This window comes from Intrasporangium sp. (assembly GCF_035280925.1).
GTDB lineage: Bacteria > Actinomycetota > Actinomycetes > Actinomycetales > Dermatophilaceae > Intrasporangium.
Map to the genome: position 1 here is coordinate 18,530 of NZ_DATEEY010000106.1, position 16,851 is coordinate 35,380.

Genomic DNA, 16,851 nt, shown 5'->3' on the forward strand with positions numbered 1-16,851 from the left:
GCCAACGGTGCAGGGAGGAGTCCCATGGGTCAGGCGCTGGTCTTCGGCGCGATCGGCTCGAGCGCCCTGGTCCTCGGGGCGCTGGCCGGTAGTCTGGTCGAGTTCCCCAAACGGGTGCTTGCGGCCATGCTCGCGTTCGCCTCCGGCGCCTTGATCACCGCCCTGGCCTTCGAGCTCTTCGAGGACTCGCACGAGCAGGGGGGCCTCTGGCGTGCCGGGCTCGGCCTGCTCGCCGGCGCCGTCATCTTCACCGTGCTGAGCCAGCGGCTCGACCGAGCAGCCCAGGGACATCGGCCGGAGAACCACGGCAGCGAGAAGCTCGATGTCGATGCCGCGGCAGAGGAGAAGGCACCCTCCCCGGCGTCCGTCACCGGAGCTGCCGGCCTGGCACTCCTCGCTGCCGTGACCCTCGACGGTGTCCCGGAGAACCTCGCCCTCGGGGTGTCGCTCGGCGAGGGCACGGGCGGCATCGCCCTACTCGGCGCGATCTTCGTCTCGAACTTCCCGGAAGCGCTCGTCGGAAGCGCCTCCATGCGCGCCCAGCGGCGCTCGAAGGCCTACATCATCGGGCTCTGGGCCATCTGCGCCGCCCTGCTCACCGTAGCCGTGGCCGTTGGCGCCGGCCCGCTGTCGAGCGCCACACCCGAGACCATCTCCATCCCCCTCGCCTTCGCCGCTGGCGCCGTGCTCGCATCGCTCGCGGACACCCTGATGCCGGAGGCGTACGAGAAGGGCGGCCCGGCCGTCGCCCTCAGCACGGCTGCCGGCTTCGTGCTCGCCTACATCCTCGCAACTCTCTGAAACGCGACGCCCCGGTCGGCGTCAAAACAGCCGCCGCGCGGTCGGCGAGGAAGATGGACGGCATGGACCTCGGATTCGCGTTACCGGTGTCTGGACCCTGGTCCTCGGGCGAGTCGGTGCGCCTCGTGGCGCGACGGGCCGAGGCGCTCGGCTACTCGTCGCTGTGGACGTTCCAGCGGTTGCTCCACCCGCTGCGGGCGGACTGGGGCGCGACCTACGTCTCGGTCCAGGACCCCATCGTCACGCTGGCCCATGCAGCCGCGCTCACGCAGCGCGTACGCCTCGGCGTCGCCGTCCTCAACGCGCCGTACGTGCCGCCCATAGTCCTCGCCAAGCAGCTGACCACGCTGGACGAACTCAGCGACGGGCGACTTGACGTGGGGCTGGGGCTCGGTTGGGCCGCAGAGGAGTTCGAGGCCGTTGGCATTCCTCGCTCAGAGCGGGTGGGCCGCACGGTCGAGACGGTCGAATGCCTTCGAGCGATCTGGGGACCGGACCCGGTGCGCTTCGAGGGCAGGTACGTCAACGTGCCGGAGGCCATCGTCCAGCCCAAACCAGTTCAGCAGCCGCACCCGCCGTTGCTCATGGGCGGCTCGGTTCCGGCGGCCCTCGAGCGGGTCGGCCGCCTCGCTGACGGCTGGGTCAGCTCCAGTCGGCAAGACCTGCGTCGCGTCGGCCAGGACATCGACACGGTGCGGACCGCTGCGGAGCGGGCTGGCCGAGATCCCGGCGTGCTGCGGTTCGTCGTGCGCGGCGTCGTCCGGCTCGGCTCCGAGGTCATCGACAGGGAAGGGCGGCGACGCCTCCTCACCGGGTCCGTCGACCAGGTGCAACAGGACCTCGAGACGCTCGGCGAGCAAGGCGTGACCGAGGTCTTCGTCGACCCGAACTTCAGCCCGGACGTCGTGTTCCCGTCAGCAGACCCGGCCGGGTCCCTGGGCACGGCCCTCGAGCTGCTGGAACAGCTGGCCCCGTCCATCCGTCCGGGCGCGTAGGTCCCGACGTGACCGAACCCGAGCCCGACCCCCGCAGGTGGCGAGCCCTCGCCGTCTGCCTCGTCGCAGGCTTCATGACGCTGCTCGACGTCAGCATCGTCAACGTCGCACTCCCCTCGATCGAGGTGGGGATCGGGGCCACCGAGAGTGACCTCCAGTGGATCGTCTCGGGCTACGCCCTCACCTTCGGCCTCGTCCTCGTGGGGGCGGGACGCACGGGCGACGCGATCGGGCGGCGGACCATGTTCATCGCGGGCGTCCTCGTCTTCGGCCTCTCCAGCGTGGCTGCGGGACTCGCACCAAGCAGCGGTGTGCTCGTCGCCGCCCGGCTCTTCCAGGGCATCGGCGGCGGCCTGCTCAACCCACAGGTCTCCGGCCTGATCCAGGAGATGTTCACCGGCCGGGAACGCGGCCGGGCGTTCGGCCTCCTGGGGGCGACCATCGGCGTGTCGACCGCGGTCGGGCCGGTCGTCGGTGGCCTCATCATCGGCCTGCTCGGCGTCGAGACCGGCTGGCGCTGGATCTTCTTCGTCAACCTGCCGATCGTCGTCGGGGCGGTGTTGCTCGCCCTCCGCTGGCTCCCGCCGCCGCGCCGACGACACGCCGACCAGCGGCTCGACCTCGACCCGGTGGGTGTGGTCCTGCTCGGGTTGGGCGTCGCCGCACTCCTGCTGCCCCTCATCGAGCGGGGCCGGGGGGACGGGTTCTCGTTCCCCTGGTGGACCGGGCTCGTCGGCGCTGGCCTTGTCGCCGGTTTCGTCGCCTGGGAGGGCGCCTACACCGTCCGTGGTCGCAGCCCGCTCGTCGAGCTCGCGCTCTTCCGCGTGCCGGGGTACTCGTCCGGCGCCACGGTCAGTGCCGTCTTCTTCGCCGGGTTCACCGGCATCTTCTTCGTGCTGACGATCTACTTCCAGCAGGGCCTGGGCTACTCCGCCCTCGGGGCTGGCCTCATGGTGACACCCTATGCGGCCGGGTCTGCCGTCGGCTCGGCGCTGGGAGGCCGCCTCGTGCACCGCTTCGGGCGGCTGCTCGTCACCGGTGGCCTGGTCCTCTCCCTCGCCGGGCTCGTCGCCGTGGACGTCGTGCTCACCGCCGTGGACGGACCGTCCCTCCCATGGGCCCTGGCCGGACCGCTGCTCCTCGGCGGACTGGGCAGCGGCTTCGTCATCTCCCCCAACATCACGCTGACGCTCCACGACGTGCCCGTCGAGCGGGCCGGCACCGCAGCGGGTGTCCTCCAGACCGGACAGCGCATCGGCACGGCCGCCGGGATCGCGCTCATCGGGGCCGTCTTCTTCGGCCTGGGCGCCGCCTCGGGGGACCTCACCAACGCGGCCGCGCTGGCAATTCGCGTCGCCGCCGCGGTCATCTCCCTCGCCCTCATCGCCAGCGCGGTCGACCTGAGAACCCGCCAGCAGGAAGGCCGGGTGTCTCCTGAGGCAACGGACACCGGGAAGCCAGCCCAGCGGCATACGCGATCGTGATTTTGTTGTTTGAGGCCGTGAATGGAGTGGGTAGGGATCCATGTGCACGCAACACTCGAACGAGAGGAGAAAACCATGGCTACCCGCACCTGGGATGCATGGAACTATCGGGAGAGCGCTGAGGTGACGACCCGCGGGAAGGACCTGACGGGCTTCTCCGTGGAGGCCATCGACGGCCACATCGGCAAGATCGACCGGGCCACTCTTGACGTCGGCAGCAGCTTCGTCGTCGTCGACACCGGCCCGTGGATCTTCGGTCGGAAGGTCATGCTTCCGGCAGGCACCATCGATCGCGTCGACTGGAACGACGAGAAGGTCTATGTGGACCGGACCAAGGACCAGATCAAGGACTCCCCGGAGCTGACGGATGCAGATCTGGACAACCCGGAGTACCGGGACCGGCTCGGCACCTACTACGGCGACACGTACGACCGCACGATGCCCTGAGCGACGTGAGGTAGCCCGAACGCTGTAGTCGTGAAAAGGCCCCGGTGGCGTGGACAACCGCGCCGCCGGGGCTTCCCTCATTGGACGATTTGCCCGTGGTTGCCGGGGTCCACGAGGACAATCGAGATCATGGACGCGCGAGCGGCTCTCGTGGGCCGCGACGCCGAGCGAGCCGCGCTGGACGAGGCGGTCCGGAGGTCGGCCGCTGGCAGCCCCTCCGCGGTTCTCGTGTCCGGCGAGAGCGGCATCGGGAAGACCCGGCTGGTGACCGAGGTGACGGCCGGCTTCGAGCGGGAGGGCGGTCGCGCATTCTGGGGTCGGTGCCTGCGGTTCGGTGCGGCGGAGTCGCCCTACCACCCGATCGGCCAGATCGTCAGCCACTGGTTCCGGCAGGCCAGCGCGGCGGAGCGTGAGCGGGTCCTGGCCGACGTCGACCCGGAGGGCTTGGGCGCCATCTCGCCGCTCGTCGCCCGATCTCACGGCGAACCCGATCCGGCAGAGCTGATGCGTCTGGTGACCACGGTGCTCGACCGGATCTCGGCTGAGGCGCCGACCGCCGTCGTGGTCGACGACCTCCAGTGGGCCGACACGACGTCGCTGGACCTGATCGCCTATCTCATGACCGGATTCGGGCCGGGCCAACGGCTCTGCGTGCTGGCCACGTACCGGGACACGGACCTCGGGGAGGGGCATCGCCTGCACGGCTGGCTTGCGGACATGCGGCGCTTCCCCGCCGTCCAGTTCCTCCCGCTCGGCCGCCTGGGCCTGCAGGACACGGAGGAGCTCGTCGCGCAGCTGCGCGGCAACGAACGGGCCGTGGCCCGTGGAGCCGCGGTGTTCGAAGGGTCCGGGGGCAATCCCTATCTCGCCGAGCTGCTCACCGGCGTCCCCGAGGGCGAGTCGGCCGCGAGGGCAACAACGCTCAGGGAGGTCCTGCTTGCGTCGTGGCACCGGCTCGCCAAGGCGTCGCGTGACCTCATGCAGCTGCTCGCCGTCGGAGGTCGGCCCGTTCCTGTCGCCGTTCTCGGACGGCTCGCGGCCTCCCGCGGGCTCACCGCGCAGGACGTGCGCGACGGCGTCGCTGAGAGCGGAGCGACCGGCATCACCATCCTGAACGAGCAAGGCGAGCTGTGGTTCAGGCACCCCCTGCTGGCAGAGGTCATCCTCACGACACTGCTGCCTGAGGAGCTGCTGGGGATCCACCGCGAGTTCGCCCTGGTCTGGGAAGAGGTCGCGAACCAGCCCTTGGTCGCCCGGGCAGCCCATCTGGCCCTGCACTACGAGGGTGCCGGGCGCGTCGATGACGCGTTCGAGTGGTCGCTCCGGGCGTCGGACACAGCTCGCGAACTCTTTGCCTATGCGGAGGAGTCGCAGCACTTGCACCGTGCGTCCCTGCTCTGGGAGCGGCTGTCGGCGACCCTGCGCGGCTCCGACCACGAGTGGGCGCTGCTCCTCGGGCGGGCGAGCGACAGCGCCTTCCGCGCCGGCGACTTCACCCTCGCGCTCGAGCTTCGCGAGCGGGCGTTGCAGCGCGTGGACCGTGTGGGTCATCCGTTGGACGCTGCGCACCTCTACACGCACCTCGGCCTGTACAAGGACAACTGTGGACTGACCGAGGTGTCCGAGCCCGAGCCAGATCACCTGGCCGTGACGGAACCCTTCCCCGAGAGCCCGGAACGGGCCATCGCGCTGGCGTGGACGGCCTTCGCGAACCTGTGGGGTGGACGACACGCCGCTGCCGTGCAAGACGCCGACGAGGCGGTGCGAATCAGCCGTCGCGCTGGATCGGACGAGGCGTTGGCCTGGGCGCTGGGGGTCAAGTCGCAGACCCGGTGGTCCACGACTGCGGGGCTGCGGGACGCTGAGGAAGCGGTGGTCCACGCACGTGCTGCAGGAGACCAGATCCTGCGGGGACACACTGCGGTGTTCGTGTCCAACTGCCTCGCGGGCCTCGGACGCGTCGCGGAGGCCACCGACGTGGCCGCCGGGCTGGTGCATGAGCTGATGTCGACGCGGTCGTTCTACGAAGCCGTGGAGGTCATCCCTGGCGTGGCCGTCGGCCTCCTGGACCTGGGTCGGTGGGACGAGCTGCGCTCACTGCTGCACAACGCACTGAGCCGGAGGGTGCAGGGGGCGTGGGGCGCCGAGATCCGTTTCCTCGCAGCCGATCTCGCTGTCCGGACTGGGAACCTCCAAGCGGCACAGCTGCACCAGACGCGAGCGCGCGAGCTCCTCCCGGGGCGCCGCCTCGTCGGAGGCATCCAGCCCGTGGTGGAAGCCCGCATTGCCTGGGCGGCCGGGGATCTCGCACGGTCGCTGGAGATCCTGGAGCAGGCGCTGCATGCGCACGTGGACGTTGATCCCGCCGACGCCGCGGAAGGGCTCGTCTGGGCCGCTCGGACTGCGGCGGACCTTGGCGAGCGACCGGGAGAGCGGGACGCCGCCGTGAGGTGGTTGGACCGGATCGAGGACGCTCTCGGCGTCACGTCGGAGTGGTTCGGGGCCACCACCTCGACGGATGCCATTCATCCGGCGTGGGGTCGCCTCTACGCAGCCGAGAGCCACCGGTGCCGCGCTGACCGCCAAGCGCAGCCGCAGCTCTGGGACGACGCAGTGCGGGCGACGGACGAGGCTGGTCTGGTGTGGGAATGCGCACTGGCGTCCTACCGCCTTGCCCAGTCCCAGCTGGCGACGGGGGGGAGCCGGGCCAGGGCCTCGGCTGCTCTTCGTGACGCGGCACGCATTGCCAGCCACCTCGGCGCCACCCCGATCCTCCGCGATGCCGAAGCGCTCGCCGGGCAGGCGCACATCCCGCTGACGGAGCCGGTGCCGGCCGATCACGAGGGGTCGGTGCCTGCCGAGCTGGCCCGGCTCACCCGACGGGAGCGCGAGGTGCTGCACCACCTGGTGGCCGGCCGGACGTACGCCGAGATCGCCCGAGAGCTGTTCATCAGCGAGAAGACGGTGAGCGTCCACGTCTCCAATGTGCTGCACAAGACGGGCACGGCGACACGCATCGAGGTCGCGCATCTCGCCCGCAGACTCGACTTCGAGTAGCTGAGCTGATGCTGGACCGTGCTGGTGGATCAGTTGGGCGCACGGGTCCGGTCCGGCGGAGGGCCAGCCCGGCCGTGCTGCGCACACGGCCGGGCTCAGCCACCTCTCTCCTCACGCCGTCACAGCCCCGTGCTGACGCCTGGTTCGCATGGCCGCCGCCCCGGCTCCGGCAATGGCCAGCCCTGCGAGGACGCCCAGACCGAGCTCCGCGTACTCGAAACCATGGTCTGGCTCGATCAACGCAGGACCGTGGCGGGCGGAGAGCGCCCTGTTGCCGACCGGATCCGGGAGCAGGACCGCCGGGACCTGTCCGGCTGCGGCTGGGACCGCCGTTGCGAGGACGAGGAGGCCCCCCGCAGCGAAAGCGCGAACCGCTCTGGTCGTGGTCTTCGTGGTCATTGTTCTGCCTTCCGTGAGGTGAGCTGGACTGACAAGACCACTCTCGGCAGCGCGGCGACCCGCGACATCGGGAGCCACCCCTCAGATTCCCCGTCCTGCCCCTCAGATCCCCGGGCCGGTAGATGTCGTGGCCAGACCCCACGGCCTCGACCGCTGGTCACCGCGGGTGGCGGTGCGGTCCAGCATGTCCCCTCTGTCTCGCCTGACCCCGACGAGGACGATGTCGGCGAGCTCAGCGGCGCTTGCCGGCGTAGCGGTCGGACCGCTCCTGCTTGTCGGGACGCTCGTCTCGGCTCAGGTCGATGAGTCGGCCCGAGATGCGGGTGTCGCGCAGTCGCTGCCACGCCCCCGCAGGCAGCTCGGCCGGCAGCTCGACGAGCGAGAAGTCGCCGCGGATGTCGATCCGGCCGAAGTCCTCCCGTCCCAGACCACCTTCGTTGGCGAGCGCGCCGACGATCTGGCGGGGTAGCACCCGGTGGCGCTTGCCGACACCGATGCGGTACGTCGCGAACCGCTGGCCGCCGCGGCCACGTGGGCCACGGTCCGCACGCTCGTCGCGCGGCCTCCCCGTCTCCGCCTCGTCTCGGCCACCGCGCCGCGAGCGGGCGGGCTCGGGCTCCGGCGCGAGGAGCATGGGCTCGCCGCCCTGCCGGACGATCGCGAGCGCCGCGGCGACGTCAGCCTCAGGCACGTCGTACTCCTCGACGTAGTGCCCGATGACCTGGCGGAAGAAGTCGAGCTGCTCGTGCTGGAGCGCGGCCGTGATCGCGTCGTCGAACCGGCCGAGGCGCACCTCGTTGATGTCCTCGACGGTTGGCAGTCGCATCTCTTCCAGGCTGTGTCGCGTGGCCTTCTCGATCGCCTTGAGCAGGTGGCGTTCTCGCGGCGTGACGAAGGAGATGGCGTCGCCGCTGCGCCCGGCGCGGCCCGTGCGGCCGATGCGGTGGATGTAGGACTCTGTGTCAGTGGGGATGTCGAAGTTGACGACGTGGCTGATCCGCTCGACGTCGAGGCCCCGTGCGGCGACGTCGGTGGCGACGAGGATGTCGAGCTTGCCCTTCCGCAGCTGGTCCACGGTGCGCTCCCGCTGCACCTGGGCGACGTCGCCGTTGATCGCCATCGCGGAAAAGCCCCGAGCCCGCAGCCGCTCGGCCAGGGTCTCGGTCTCGTTCTTGGTCCGGACGAAGACGATCATCGCCTCGAAGTTCTCCACCTCGAGGATCCGGGTCAGGGCGTCGACCTTCTGCGGATAGCTGACGATGAGGTAACGCTGGGTGATGTTGGGCGCGGTCGCCGTCCTGGCCTTGACAGTGACCTCGACAGGGTCGGTGAGGTACTTCTTCGAGATCCGCCGGATCTGCGCGGGCATGGTCGCCGAGAAGAGCGCGACATGCTTGTCGTCCGGCGTTTCGGCGAGGATCGTCTCGACGTCCTCTGCGAAGCCCATCTTCAGCATCTCGTCTGCCTCGTCGAGGACGAGGAAGCGCAGCTCGCTGAGGTCGAGGGTGCCCTTCTCGAGGTGGTCCATGATCCGGCCCGGCGTGCCGACGACGACGTGGACGCCCCGTCGCAACGCGCTGAGCTGGACGCCGTAGCCCTGCCCGCCATAGACCGGCAGCACGTGCACGCCTCGGAGGTGAGCGGCATACCTCTCGAAGGCCTCGCACACCTGGAGCGCCAGCTCGCGAGTGGGAGCGAGAACGAGCGCCTGGGGCGTCTTCTGCTTGAGGTCGAGCTGCGCGAGAATCGGCAGCGCGAAGGCCGCCGTCTTGCCGGTGCCGGTCTGCGCGAGACCGACGACGTGACGACCCTCGAGCAACGCCGGGATGGTCGCGGCCTGGATCGGCGAGGGGTGCTCGTAACCGAGGTCGCGCAGGGCCTTGAGGAGCCGGTCGTCCAGGCCCAGGTCGGCGAAGGTGGGCTCGTCGCCGGTTTCGTCAGTGAGGTCGGGGTCCGGTGCTGGCGTCTCGTCGGTCACCCTCGTGACGCTAGTCCTTGGCGAAACGTTGGCACACCGATCGACGCGGCTTTTCGTTGGGGCACGTCACCTCAAGCGCTCGACAGCGGCTACGCCCCAGCCACGGCGGTCGTATGCCGCTGGGCTGGCTCACGGAGTGACCGTGACCCAGCGCTCACCGCCCAGCACTTGGCTGACCACCTCACCCCACTGCCCCCGCGCTGGCTGGCCGCCCACCGTCGCCCGGACGAACTGGGCGGCGATGGCGTCGAAGACGTGATGGTGTCGCAGCATGGAGTGGCTGCCACCGCGCACCGTGACGTAACCGACCCGTGCTGTCTCTCCGAGGTCACGAGCGACGGCGGCGGCGTTCGCCGGGCTGGCGATGCGGTCCTCGTCCCCATGCACGATGAGCACGTCCCGACCCGACGCGTCGAGCCGTCCCTCGTGCGGATGGAGCCAGGGCGCGAGGGCAACCGCGGAACGAACCTGCGGCAGGCGGCAAGCCAGCAGAGCCGCCCTACCGCCGAGGGAATGGCCAACCAGCGACACGGGCACGTCGGGCCCGAAGCGTCGGGCGGCCTGATCGACGGCCCACGCCACGTCACGGAGCGGCGTGTGTTCGCTGTCCCATCCCCTGAAAGAGTTGAGGAGACGCTGCACGACGAGGTCAGGAGCGGCCTGGGCGATGCGGGCGGCAACGGGGATCATGCGCAGGACCGACAGCTGCGCAGGGCTCACGCGCATGGAATGGCGCCTCGCCCCTCCGCCGTGGAGCACGAGCACGACGCCCTTGACGCTGGCCGGGACCTGAGTGTCGATGAGCCTCGGCGTCGCCTGCATCAGCAGCCCACCGGGGGACGGTGCTTCACGGTTGTCATGCTGATGCCCTACCCGATCAGCCTGCGGCCCTGCGCAGGAGCTCGGTCGCGCGGGTAGGACTATGTCATGGAGGTCACTTTTCTCGGCACGGCCGGCTGGATGCCAAGCGACGGACGCGAGACGGCGAGTGTCGCGGTGCGGTGGGGACAGACCCTCGTCCTTCTCGACGCCGGCACAGGACTGCGCCGGCTCGTGACGGGTTCCTCGCTCGTTGACGGGCTCACGCAGGTCCATGTGCTGCTTTCGCACTTCCACCTCGACCACACGGTCGGGCTGGGCTATCTCTCCGCCATCCAGACGGACGCTCCCATCACCGTCCACGGCCCCGGTGCCTGGCTGTACGGCCGGCCTACGTCCGAGATCCTCGCTGACCTTATCCAGCCGCCCTACCAACCGAAGCGACTGCGGGATCTCCCCCTGGAGGTGGCCGACCTGGGTCCGGAAGGGCTGGAGATCGACGGTGTCCCAGTGCAGGCGCGGCGACAGGATCGTCACTCGGCTCCGAGCGTCGGTCTGCGCCTCGGGGACGAGCTGGCCTACGTCACCGACACGGCATACGACGAGGGCAGCGCGTCGCTCGCGCAAGGCGCACGGCTGCTGCTCCATGAGGCCTTCGCCGAGGACGACGGCGACCCGACGCACTCGTCGCCGACGGAGGCCGCCCACGTCGCCGAGGCGGCCGGTGTCGGCAACCTGCGACTGCTGCACCTGGCGCCGACGGCACGGCCGAGGCGGCTGGCCGAGCAAGCGCAGACAGTCCTTCCCACCGCAGAGGTCCCGGCGGACCTGGAGACGATCTCCCTCTGAAGTGCCGCTCCCGCTCAGCGGGCGATGTAGCCGCCGTCGACGTAGAGCTCGAGGCCGGTCACGAACTTCGCATCGTCGCTCGCGAGGTAGGCAACGGCAGCGGCGATGTCCTCAGGTTGACCGAGGTGGCCCATCGGCGTCAGGTCCACCATGGTGTTCCAGTACTCGGTCCCCTTGGTCGGCTCGAGGATCGGCGTCTCGATGAAGCCGGGGTGGACCGAGTTCACCCGGATGCCCTCGGTCGCCCAGTGCAGCGCGGCGTTCTTGGTCAGCGTGCGGACCGCCCCCTTGGCCGCGTGGTAGGCGGGCGAGGTACCGAAACCGCCACTCGTGCCAAAGATTGAGCTGATGTTGACGATCGAAGCGTGCTCGGACGTCCTGAGGTGCGGCGCGGCCACCTTCATGCCGAGGAACACACCCGTCTGGTCGATGGCGACCGTGCGGTTCCACTCGTCGAGCGTCGTGTCCTCGATGGTCTTGAGGTCACCCATGCCGGCATTGTTGACGACGATGTCGAGTCCGCCGAACGCCTCGACGGCCTTGGCACACGCGGCTTCCCAGTCGGACTCGCTCGTGACGTCATGCTTGAAGAAGGCGGCGCGGTGGCCGCTGGCCGTGATCTCCTTGACGGCGCCTTCGCCGGCGTCCACCTGGATGTCGGTGATGAGCACCGCGGCGCCCTCTTCGGCCAGCCGCTTCGCCGTCTCCCTGCCGATGCCGCTTGCTGCCCCCGTGACCATCGCAACTCGACCTTCAAGCCTGTTCATGACCACTCCTTCGACGTGCCGGACTGCGCTGACAGCCCCCACTCTGTCAGGCGGCTGGTTCCGCAGTGGGACTTTGGTCTCGACCTGAATGACGCCGTATGCCGCTGGGCTTGCTCCCGGGGCCGCCCTCCCCAGCGCCCCCCGGCTTGAGAGGGCGGGAGGGCTGGGAGGGAGCGGGCGTGCGAGAGCGAGCTCAGCGGCATACGACGTGGGAAAGCGGGGCTCGCTGCGCACCTAGGGTGATGGGGTGGAGGAGGACCGCGCTTCGGCGCTCGATGAGATCGCCCGACACCAGTACGTGTCCCTGACGACGTTTCGGCGCTCCGGCGATCCTGTCGCAACCCCGGTGTGGGTTGCACGCGATGAAGACGAGGTCGTCGTCATCTCGGTGGACGGGGTGGGCAAGACGAAGCGGCTGGCGCACACGTCACGCGTCGAGCTGCGGCCGTGCGATGTCCGCGGCCGGGTGGCCGCTGGTGCTCCGTGTTGGCTGGGGACGGCTCGAGTCGTCCGCGACCGCGAGGGGCTCGACGCGGTCAGGCGGGCGATGTCGGCGAAGTACCCGATGGCCCGGCTGGGCAACGCGATCGAGGACCTCCTCGGCCGGTGGATGCGACGCAAGCCACGAGCCGGCATCCGGATCAGCCTGCCGCCCGACGCCTGAGCCCTCCCAACGGTCACCGCCCACAAGGTCTGGCAAGGGCTCGCATCGTCGACCGTCCCTCTCAGCGGTGTGCAACCAGCCGGTTTTCGGTGTGCAACTGCGGCACTGCTCGCTCTCACTGAGCAGTGCCGCAGTCCTCCCCTGGCCCCTCAGGTGGTCATTCGTGGGGGTTGGTGACGAAGTCGCCCCGCTCACGGATGTTGTCGGCCGGAGCCGTACTCGCTGTCCACAGCGACCCGTCGGCTGCGGCGCTGAGCACGGCCATGCCCGAGACCTCGGCGTGCTTGGCCAGGTACCCGTTCGACTTCGCGCCGATCCCGCCACGCACCTCGAACAGGACCGACGTCGAGCCGAGCAGGCCGTAGGCGTTGCGTGCGATGCCCGGGGTCGACGTGCTCGGGTACCGCGTGATGTTGGCGTAGCCGTACTGCTCGAGCGACGTCAGCATGACCGAGACCGCCCGCTTGGACATGGTGATCGTCTCGGCGAACTCGTCTGCGATGCCGAGGCGCTCGGCTTCCTCCGTGGCGTTGGGCCACATGATGGAGCCGGTGATCAGCCGGCCGTCATCGTCGACGTACGAGCCCTGGTGGTGGAAGTCGACCACGACAGAGGGCTGACGCTCGTCCCAGAGCAAGCGCATGGCGACCGCCTCCGGCACCGGGTTGTCCGTGTCGGCGCCCGGCTTGTAGGGGTGGTCGAAAGCGCTGGCGCTGTAGGAGTGGTAGCGGTTGATGTCGTAGCCACGACCCGCGAGGTAGAACTCGCAGAAGGCGGCGCAGGTGGGATCCCAGTTCTGCCGCCACGGGGTGGTGCTTCCGCGCGAGTCGACGACGTCGCCGTCGAACCCGTCGACGTTGACCCGCGGGACGATCGTGACCGTCAGCGCATTGCGAATCTCCTTGGCCTGCTGGGAGTTCCCGGCCAACGTCTGCACAATCGAAAGCATGCCCTCGCTGACGACGTACTCGTCACCGTGCTGGTTGGCGATGAACATGACGTCCACCGGGCCGGAGCCGATGGTCGCGACGGGGATGTCGCGGCCGAGGTTCGTCTGGAGCGGCGCCGGCGCGACGTCGACCGCGCCGCCCGAGCTGCTCTCGATGGATCTCAGCGTCTTCCACAGCTGCTCGTAGCTGTGGATCGCCTGGACGTTCTCCTTGCCGTCGTCCCACGGACCGCCCGGGACCGTGGTCGGATCGGCGACCGATGGCCCGGCGAGCGCGACGGACAATCCGGCGGCCAAGGCAACTCCGATGGCTTTCAAGCGCATGGCTGTCTCTCCTTCAAGGCGTCAGTGCACAAGAGGGTGAAGGGGCGTGAGGAGCGCTCGAAATGCCCGGTTTTACAAGGGTTTGGCAAGTCTTGCAGCGGGCTTGGGCGACGTCAAGGGAGAGCCGGTCTCACCGGGTGACCAGGACCGCCTTGGCCTCCCTGACCGTGACAGTCGTCGATGGTCCCGGCACATCGACCGTGGCCGGGATCGCGTCCCAGGACGCGCCCCCGTCCAGGCTGAAGTCGGCACCGAACGTCGTCGTGACCCGCGTCGTGAACTCCCCCGGCTCGCGGTACGTGTGCACCACATCCCCGTCGGGATAGACCCCGCCCAGCGAGTCGGTCGGGCCGTATGTCCCACCATCGCCGAAGTGGTACGTGAAGCCGACGAGCTTCGGGCGGATGGAGACCGGGATCCCGCGAAGCACGCGCCGATCTGCTTCGTCCGGCTCGTAACCCGCGCTCGACCAGGTCACGCGGTAGAAGGTCTCGAGGTTGACGAGGGTCACGTCGCCCTGTGGCTGGGTCGAGATCGTCGGCTTGGCCCACGGGGTACGCATGAAGGCTGCCTTGATGTCAGCCATGGTGAGTTGGGGACGCGCTCCCGGCGCGACATCGGAGTAGCAGGTCACCCCTGCGGCCTCCCACGGCCCTCGGTCGTCCGGCGGGGTCACCAGTTGTCGCCAGATCCGGAGCCGCGTGTTGCCCTCGAGCTCGGGCGGGCACTGCCTGAGCGCCCGTCCGCACATGATCTCCTGGTCCCACTGCGGATGGTTCGCGGGGCAGTCAGGCAACGAGACGTACTCGAAGTACGGCGAGCCCTCTGGCCGTGGCGCCCCGTTGTCCCCCGGATACGCCGGCAGCGCAAGCACTTCCTCCCGTGACAACAGCTCGACGTAGGCGTTGTCATTGTTCGTCCCGCAATTGACGATCCCGCACGGCGGACCATCAGCGAGCGCCATAGGCGCGGGAAGCGCTAGGAGCAGTGCCGCACCCATCAGGGCGACGACGCAGCCCTTCACGACGAGTCCTCGACTTGGCTGCGTGTCGCCATCCAATGACCTTCGAAGGCAAGACTCAGCACGAAGACCTGTGTGCCTTCGGCGGCAACGGTCTCAACCGAACGGCCTTTCCGATCAATGATCTTGGCCTCGTTGGCCAGAACGGTCACGGCGATGTGCTTCTTGCCCTCGATAAAGGCGTACACCGAAGTTCCCTTGATGGTCAGCGGGCTGGATGCGTACCGCTGACCATGCTTCCGGAGGTACTCGGCCGTTGAGCGAAATGCAGAGCACGTCTTGCAGCCATCTTTCTGCAAGCTATCCAGTAGCGCCGGGTCCGGCTTCATCCACGCCTTCGCGACCTGCTCATAGTAGAACTTGGCGAAGGCCTCGGCGCCGGCTTGGGTGTTGGGCCGCGCAGCCTTGGGGATCCGGGCCAGGACTGGATCCTCAACCGCCGTGGTGGCGCTCGTCGTAGGCGTGCCGCTGGAGGCGATGGTCGCCGAATCAGACTGTGCCACTGGCGGGGCGGTGGCCGGCTCCGTTGGCGGAACCGAGCCACCACACCCACTTAGCAGGAGAGCGGTGGCGAGCCCAGCGGCATACGGCATCCATGAGGTCCTGCGAGCGCGCACGCGCGATCCCCCTGACGTCTTCGTATCGATTCGTCCCAGATCGTCACACATTCTGGCGCACCTCGCACGCCGAAGGACTATGCCGTCCACAGACGCTCGGAGACGAACTGGCGTAGGACCGGCCAGGGTCCCGGCCTGGTGTCATGACGATGCGGACCAGGCAAGGGACACCTCGGCTGCTACGGCCGCCAGCGTCCGGTCCGCGTCCAGATCGTCGACTCCGAGGCAGCCTGACAGCAGCGAGCAGGTGGGCGTCCACGAGGCTGAGGCCGCGACCGTGCAGACTGCGGGTTCGACCAGTTGTAGACACTCCGAGTTCGTGGCCACCACGACGGTGGGAAGGTCGGTCAGCAACCCGATCACCTCGCTCCGGTTGCGAATGGAGCCGAGAGCGAGCTCGCCGATGATCATCGGGTGCGCTGCTACTCGCTCGTCATCGAGGAGCGCCACAAGATCAGGCTCGGGCAGGTGCAGATGATCGATCCAGATCGACGTATCGACGAGGATCACGAGGCGCGCGTGCTTCGGGATGCGCCGACCGTCCGACTTGCGGGCCCGCGGCGCGGCCTGTGCGTCAGGATCACTGCCACCGAGCCGGGCGAGCCGGCGAGCACTCTGGGGCGGATCGGCGTCATGCCCACGAGCCGAGATCCCAAGGCATCGGATCGGGCGACACGAGCTGCTCGGTCGAGATCTCGTTGTCACGACAGCGGATCAGCCACAGCGCTCGGGTATCGTCCCGCTCGGCTGCGATGACGCCGTTCAGCACATGGTCGAAGGTGAACTGCGAGAAGTCAGGCTTCGCACTCCTACGGGCGCTCGCGCCGGGCCGGAGGAAGTGGTCGATGAGGTACTGGAGCCACTCTTCAGCCATGCGCGACTTGTCGGTGCGGTTGTCCCAACTGAGGCAGCACCCGTCCATGCACGGCTTCCAGTCCAAGTGAGCGTATGGGCTGCCATCGCCCGGCGTCAGGGACGTAAAAGCCTCCGTTGCGGCAAGGCGTTTGCCCTTGCTGCCGGCTCGGAGCTGCTGCCGTTCCTCTTCGAGCTGCCGCTCTCGCTCGAGACGAAAGGCCTTTGGGTTCATGGGCACCTCATAGGGATCGGTGAAGTACCGGCGGTCGAGCTCGGCATAGGCCCTGAGCCATTCGACCTCGGCCGAGTTGAGCCGAGGCTCGATATCGAGTCGGCCCATGAACGTCGTGCTGAATCCCATCACTCGCCTCCTGACGTCGGTGTGGCCACCAGACAAGCGGACTGAGCCGAACCGCCATCGCGGTCGTCCACAGGTCCTGGCGTCGCTGTCTGTGGACAGCCAAGACAGACGACTGGCCAAGCCGTGCGAAGGTCGGCCCATGAGCCCCGACGTGAAGCAACGTCCATGGAATCTGGCCGATCCCGAAGCGACCCTGCGTGAAATCGAAGCCCGGTGCCCGTTCGAGCTCGACGCGGTCATCGTCGCCGCCGTTGAGCTCGACAGCCAGCGGGTCACCGACGCGCGGGTGGCCACGGTCGGGGGCCTGCCGGACGACCACTATAACGCGAGCGACCTGGTCCGAAGGCTCGCAGAGGAGATGGTCCCCGAGCGATGGGCGACGGGCCGAGAAGGGCACGGCATCACTCATGTGCTGGTGACCGTCATCTGCCGTGAAGGCCGGGTCACCTTCACCCGACGCGAGG

At 69.0% G+C, this 16,851-nt stretch carries 17 protein-coding genes; 8 read left to right on the forward strand and 9 right to left on the reverse strand.

What is annotated here, in order from left to right:
- Window positions 1-24: 24 nt before the first annotated feature.
- From VJN29_RS10405 to VJN29_RS10425, 5 genes are all read left to right on the forward strand, one after another.
- Entirely contained in the window at window positions 25-801 is a 777-nt protein-coding gene (locus VJN29_RS10405) for a zinc permease (protein ID WP_324143559.1), read from the forward strand.
- Between the two features lie 62 nt (window positions 802-863).
- Complete coding sequence (locus VJN29_RS10410; protein ID WP_324143560.1) at window positions 864-1,796, forward strand: LLM class flavin-dependent oxidoreductase; 933 nt, start codon at window positions 864-866, stop codon at window positions 1,794-1,796.
- A gap of 8 nt (window positions 1,797-1,804) precedes the next feature.
- Complete coding sequence (locus VJN29_RS10415) at window positions 1,805-3,280, forward strand: MFS transporter (protein WP_324143561.1); 1,476 nt, start codon at window positions 1,805-1,807, stop codon at window positions 3,278-3,280.
- A gap of 75 nt (window positions 3,281-3,355) precedes the next feature.
- Window positions 3,356-3,727 carry a PRC-barrel domain containing protein gene (locus VJN29_RS10420; protein WP_324143562.1) on the forward strand — a complete coding sequence of 124 codons (372 nt, stop codon included), beginning with the start codon at window positions 3,356-3,358 and terminating at the stop codon, window positions 3,725-3,727.
- Between the two features lie 129 nt (window positions 3,728-3,856).
- Complete coding sequence (locus VJN29_RS10425; protein ID WP_324143563.1) at window positions 3,857-6,784, forward strand: helix-turn-helix transcriptional regulator; 2,928 nt, start codon at window positions 3,857-3,859, stop codon at window positions 6,782-6,784.
- A gap of 111 nt (window positions 6,785-6,895) precedes the next feature.
- Here the strand turns inward: VJN29_RS10425 and VJN29_RS10430 are convergent, their stop codons facing one another.
- The 3 genes from VJN29_RS10430 to VJN29_RS10440 form a co-directional block, all read right to left on the reverse strand.
- Complete coding sequence (locus VJN29_RS10430) at window positions 6,896-7,183, reverse strand: hypothetical protein (RefSeq protein ID WP_324143564.1); 288 nt, start codon at window positions 7,181-7,183, stop codon at window positions 6,896-6,898.
- A gap of 232 nt (window positions 7,184-7,415) precedes the next feature.
- Window positions 7,416-9,161 carry a DEAD/DEAH box helicase gene (locus VJN29_RS10435; RefSeq protein ID WP_324143565.1) on the reverse strand — a complete coding sequence of 582 codons (1,746 nt, stop codon included), beginning with the start codon at window positions 9,159-9,161 and terminating at the stop codon, window positions 7,416-7,418.
- 129 nt (window positions 9,162-9,290) lie between these two features.
- Window positions 9,291-9,887 (reverse strand): alpha/beta family hydrolase, encoded by a 597-nt coding sequence (locus tag VJN29_RS10440; protein ID WP_324143566.1) that lies wholly within the window; start codon window positions 9,885-9,887, stop codon window positions 9,291-9,293.
- A 201-nt stretch (window positions 9,888-10,088) separates the two neighbouring features.
- Between VJN29_RS10440 and VJN29_RS10445 the strand changes: the two genes are divergently transcribed.
- Window positions 10,089-10,829 carry an MBL fold metallo-hydrolase gene (locus VJN29_RS10445; RefSeq protein ID WP_324143567.1) on the forward strand — a complete coding sequence of 247 codons (741 nt, stop codon included), beginning with the start codon at window positions 10,089-10,091 and terminating at the stop codon, window positions 10,827-10,829.
- A gap of 14 nt (window positions 10,830-10,843) precedes the next feature.
- On the opposite strand, the gene VJN29_RS10450 is transcribed toward VJN29_RS10445, so the two are convergent.
- Window positions 10,844-11,596 carry a glucose 1-dehydrogenase gene (locus VJN29_RS10450; RefSeq protein WP_324143568.1) on the reverse strand — a complete coding sequence of 251 codons (753 nt, stop codon included), beginning with the start codon at window positions 11,594-11,596 and terminating at the stop codon, window positions 10,844-10,846.
- A gap of 247 nt (window positions 11,597-11,843) precedes the next feature.
- Here VJN29_RS10450 and VJN29_RS10455 point away from each other — a divergent pair, with 247 nt between their 5' ends.
- Window positions 11,844-12,260 (forward strand): PPOX class F420-dependent oxidoreductase, encoded by a 417-nt coding sequence (locus VJN29_RS10455; protein WP_324143569.1) that lies wholly within the window; start codon window positions 11,844-11,846, stop codon window positions 12,258-12,260.
- A gap of 157 nt (window positions 12,261-12,417) precedes the next feature.
- On the opposite strand, the gene VJN29_RS10460 is transcribed toward VJN29_RS10455, so the two are convergent.
- The 5 genes from VJN29_RS10460 to VJN29_RS10480 all read right to left on the reverse strand — a co-directional run bounded on the left by VJN29_RS10460 (window position 12,418) and on the right by VJN29_RS10480 (window position 16,387).
- Window positions 12,418-13,533, reverse strand: coding sequence for a M14 family zinc carboxypeptidase (locus VJN29_RS10460; protein WP_324143570.1), 1,116 nt, complete (start codon window positions 13,531-13,533; stop codon window positions 12,418-12,420).
- Window positions 13,534-13,663: 130 nt separating this feature from the next.
- A complete protein-coding gene (locus VJN29_RS10465; RefSeq protein WP_324143571.1) occupies window positions 13,664-14,557 on the reverse strand; it encodes a hypothetical protein in 894 nt (297 codons plus the stop codon).
- Window positions 14,554-15,057, reverse strand: a complete 504-nt coding sequence (locus VJN29_RS10470) for a DUF6318 family protein (RefSeq protein WP_324143572.1) — start codon at window positions 15,055-15,057, stop codon at window positions 14,554-14,556. The genes VJN29_RS10465 and VJN29_RS10470 overlap by 4 nt, the downstream gene beginning before the upstream one ends.
- Before the next feature lie 255 nt (window positions 15,058-15,312).
- Window positions 15,313-15,681: a VapC toxin family PIN domain ribonuclease gene (locus tag VJN29_RS10475; RefSeq protein WP_324143573.1), complete on the reverse strand. Its 369-nt coding sequence runs from the start codon at window positions 15,679-15,681 to the stop codon at window positions 15,313-15,315.
- A gap of 121 nt (window positions 15,682-15,802) precedes the next feature.
- Entirely contained in the window at window positions 15,803-16,387 is a 585-nt protein-coding gene (locus VJN29_RS10480) for a hypothetical protein (protein ID WP_324143574.1), read from the reverse strand.
- A gap of 139 nt (window positions 16,388-16,526) precedes the next feature.
- On the opposite strand from VJN29_RS10480, the gene VJN29_RS10485 reads away from it, so the two are divergent.
- Window positions 16,527-16,851: hypothetical protein (locus tag VJN29_RS10485; protein ID WP_324143575.1), on the forward strand; the 325-nt coding region annotated here is incomplete at its 3' end.

Coding starts and splice junctions, on each gene's coding strand:
- VJN29_RS10480 (WP_324143574.1), bottom strand. CDS start 16,387: ATGGGATTCAGCACGACGTTCATGGGCCGACTCGATATCGAGCCTCGG.
- VJN29_RS10425 (WP_324143563.1), top strand. CDS start 3,857: ATGGACGCGCGAGCGGCTCTCGTGGGCCGCGACGCCGAGCGAGCCGCG.
- VJN29_RS10460 (WP_324143570.1), bottom strand. CDS start 13,533: ATGCGCTTGAAAGCCATCGGAGTTGCCTTGGCCGCCGGATTGTCCGTC.
- VJN29_RS10440 (WP_324143566.1), bottom strand. CDS start 9,887: ATGCGCGTGAGCCCTGCGCAGCTGTCGGTCCTGCGCATGATCCCCGTT.
- VJN29_RS10445 (WP_324143567.1), top strand. CDS start 10,089: ATGGAGGTCACTTTTCTCGGCACGGCCGGCTGGATGCCAAGCGACGGA.
- VJN29_RS10420 (WP_324143562.1), top strand. CDS start 3,356: ATGGCTACCCGCACCTGGGATGCATGGAACTATCGGGAGAGCGCTGAG.
- VJN29_RS10450 (WP_324143568.1), bottom strand. CDS start 11,596: ATGAACAGGCTTGAAGGTCGAGTTGCGATGGTCACGGGGGCAGCAAGC.
- VJN29_RS10405 (WP_324143559.1), top strand. CDS start 25: ATGGGTCAGGCGCTGGTCTTCGGCGCGATCGGCTCGAGCGCCCTGGTC.
- VJN29_RS10430 (WP_324143564.1), bottom strand. CDS start 7,183: ATGACCACGAAGACCACGACCAGAGCGGTTCGCGCTTTCGCTGCGGGG.
- VJN29_RS10410 (WP_324143560.1), top strand. CDS start 864: ATGGACCTCGGATTCGCGTTACCGGTGTCTGGACCCTGGTCCTCGGGC.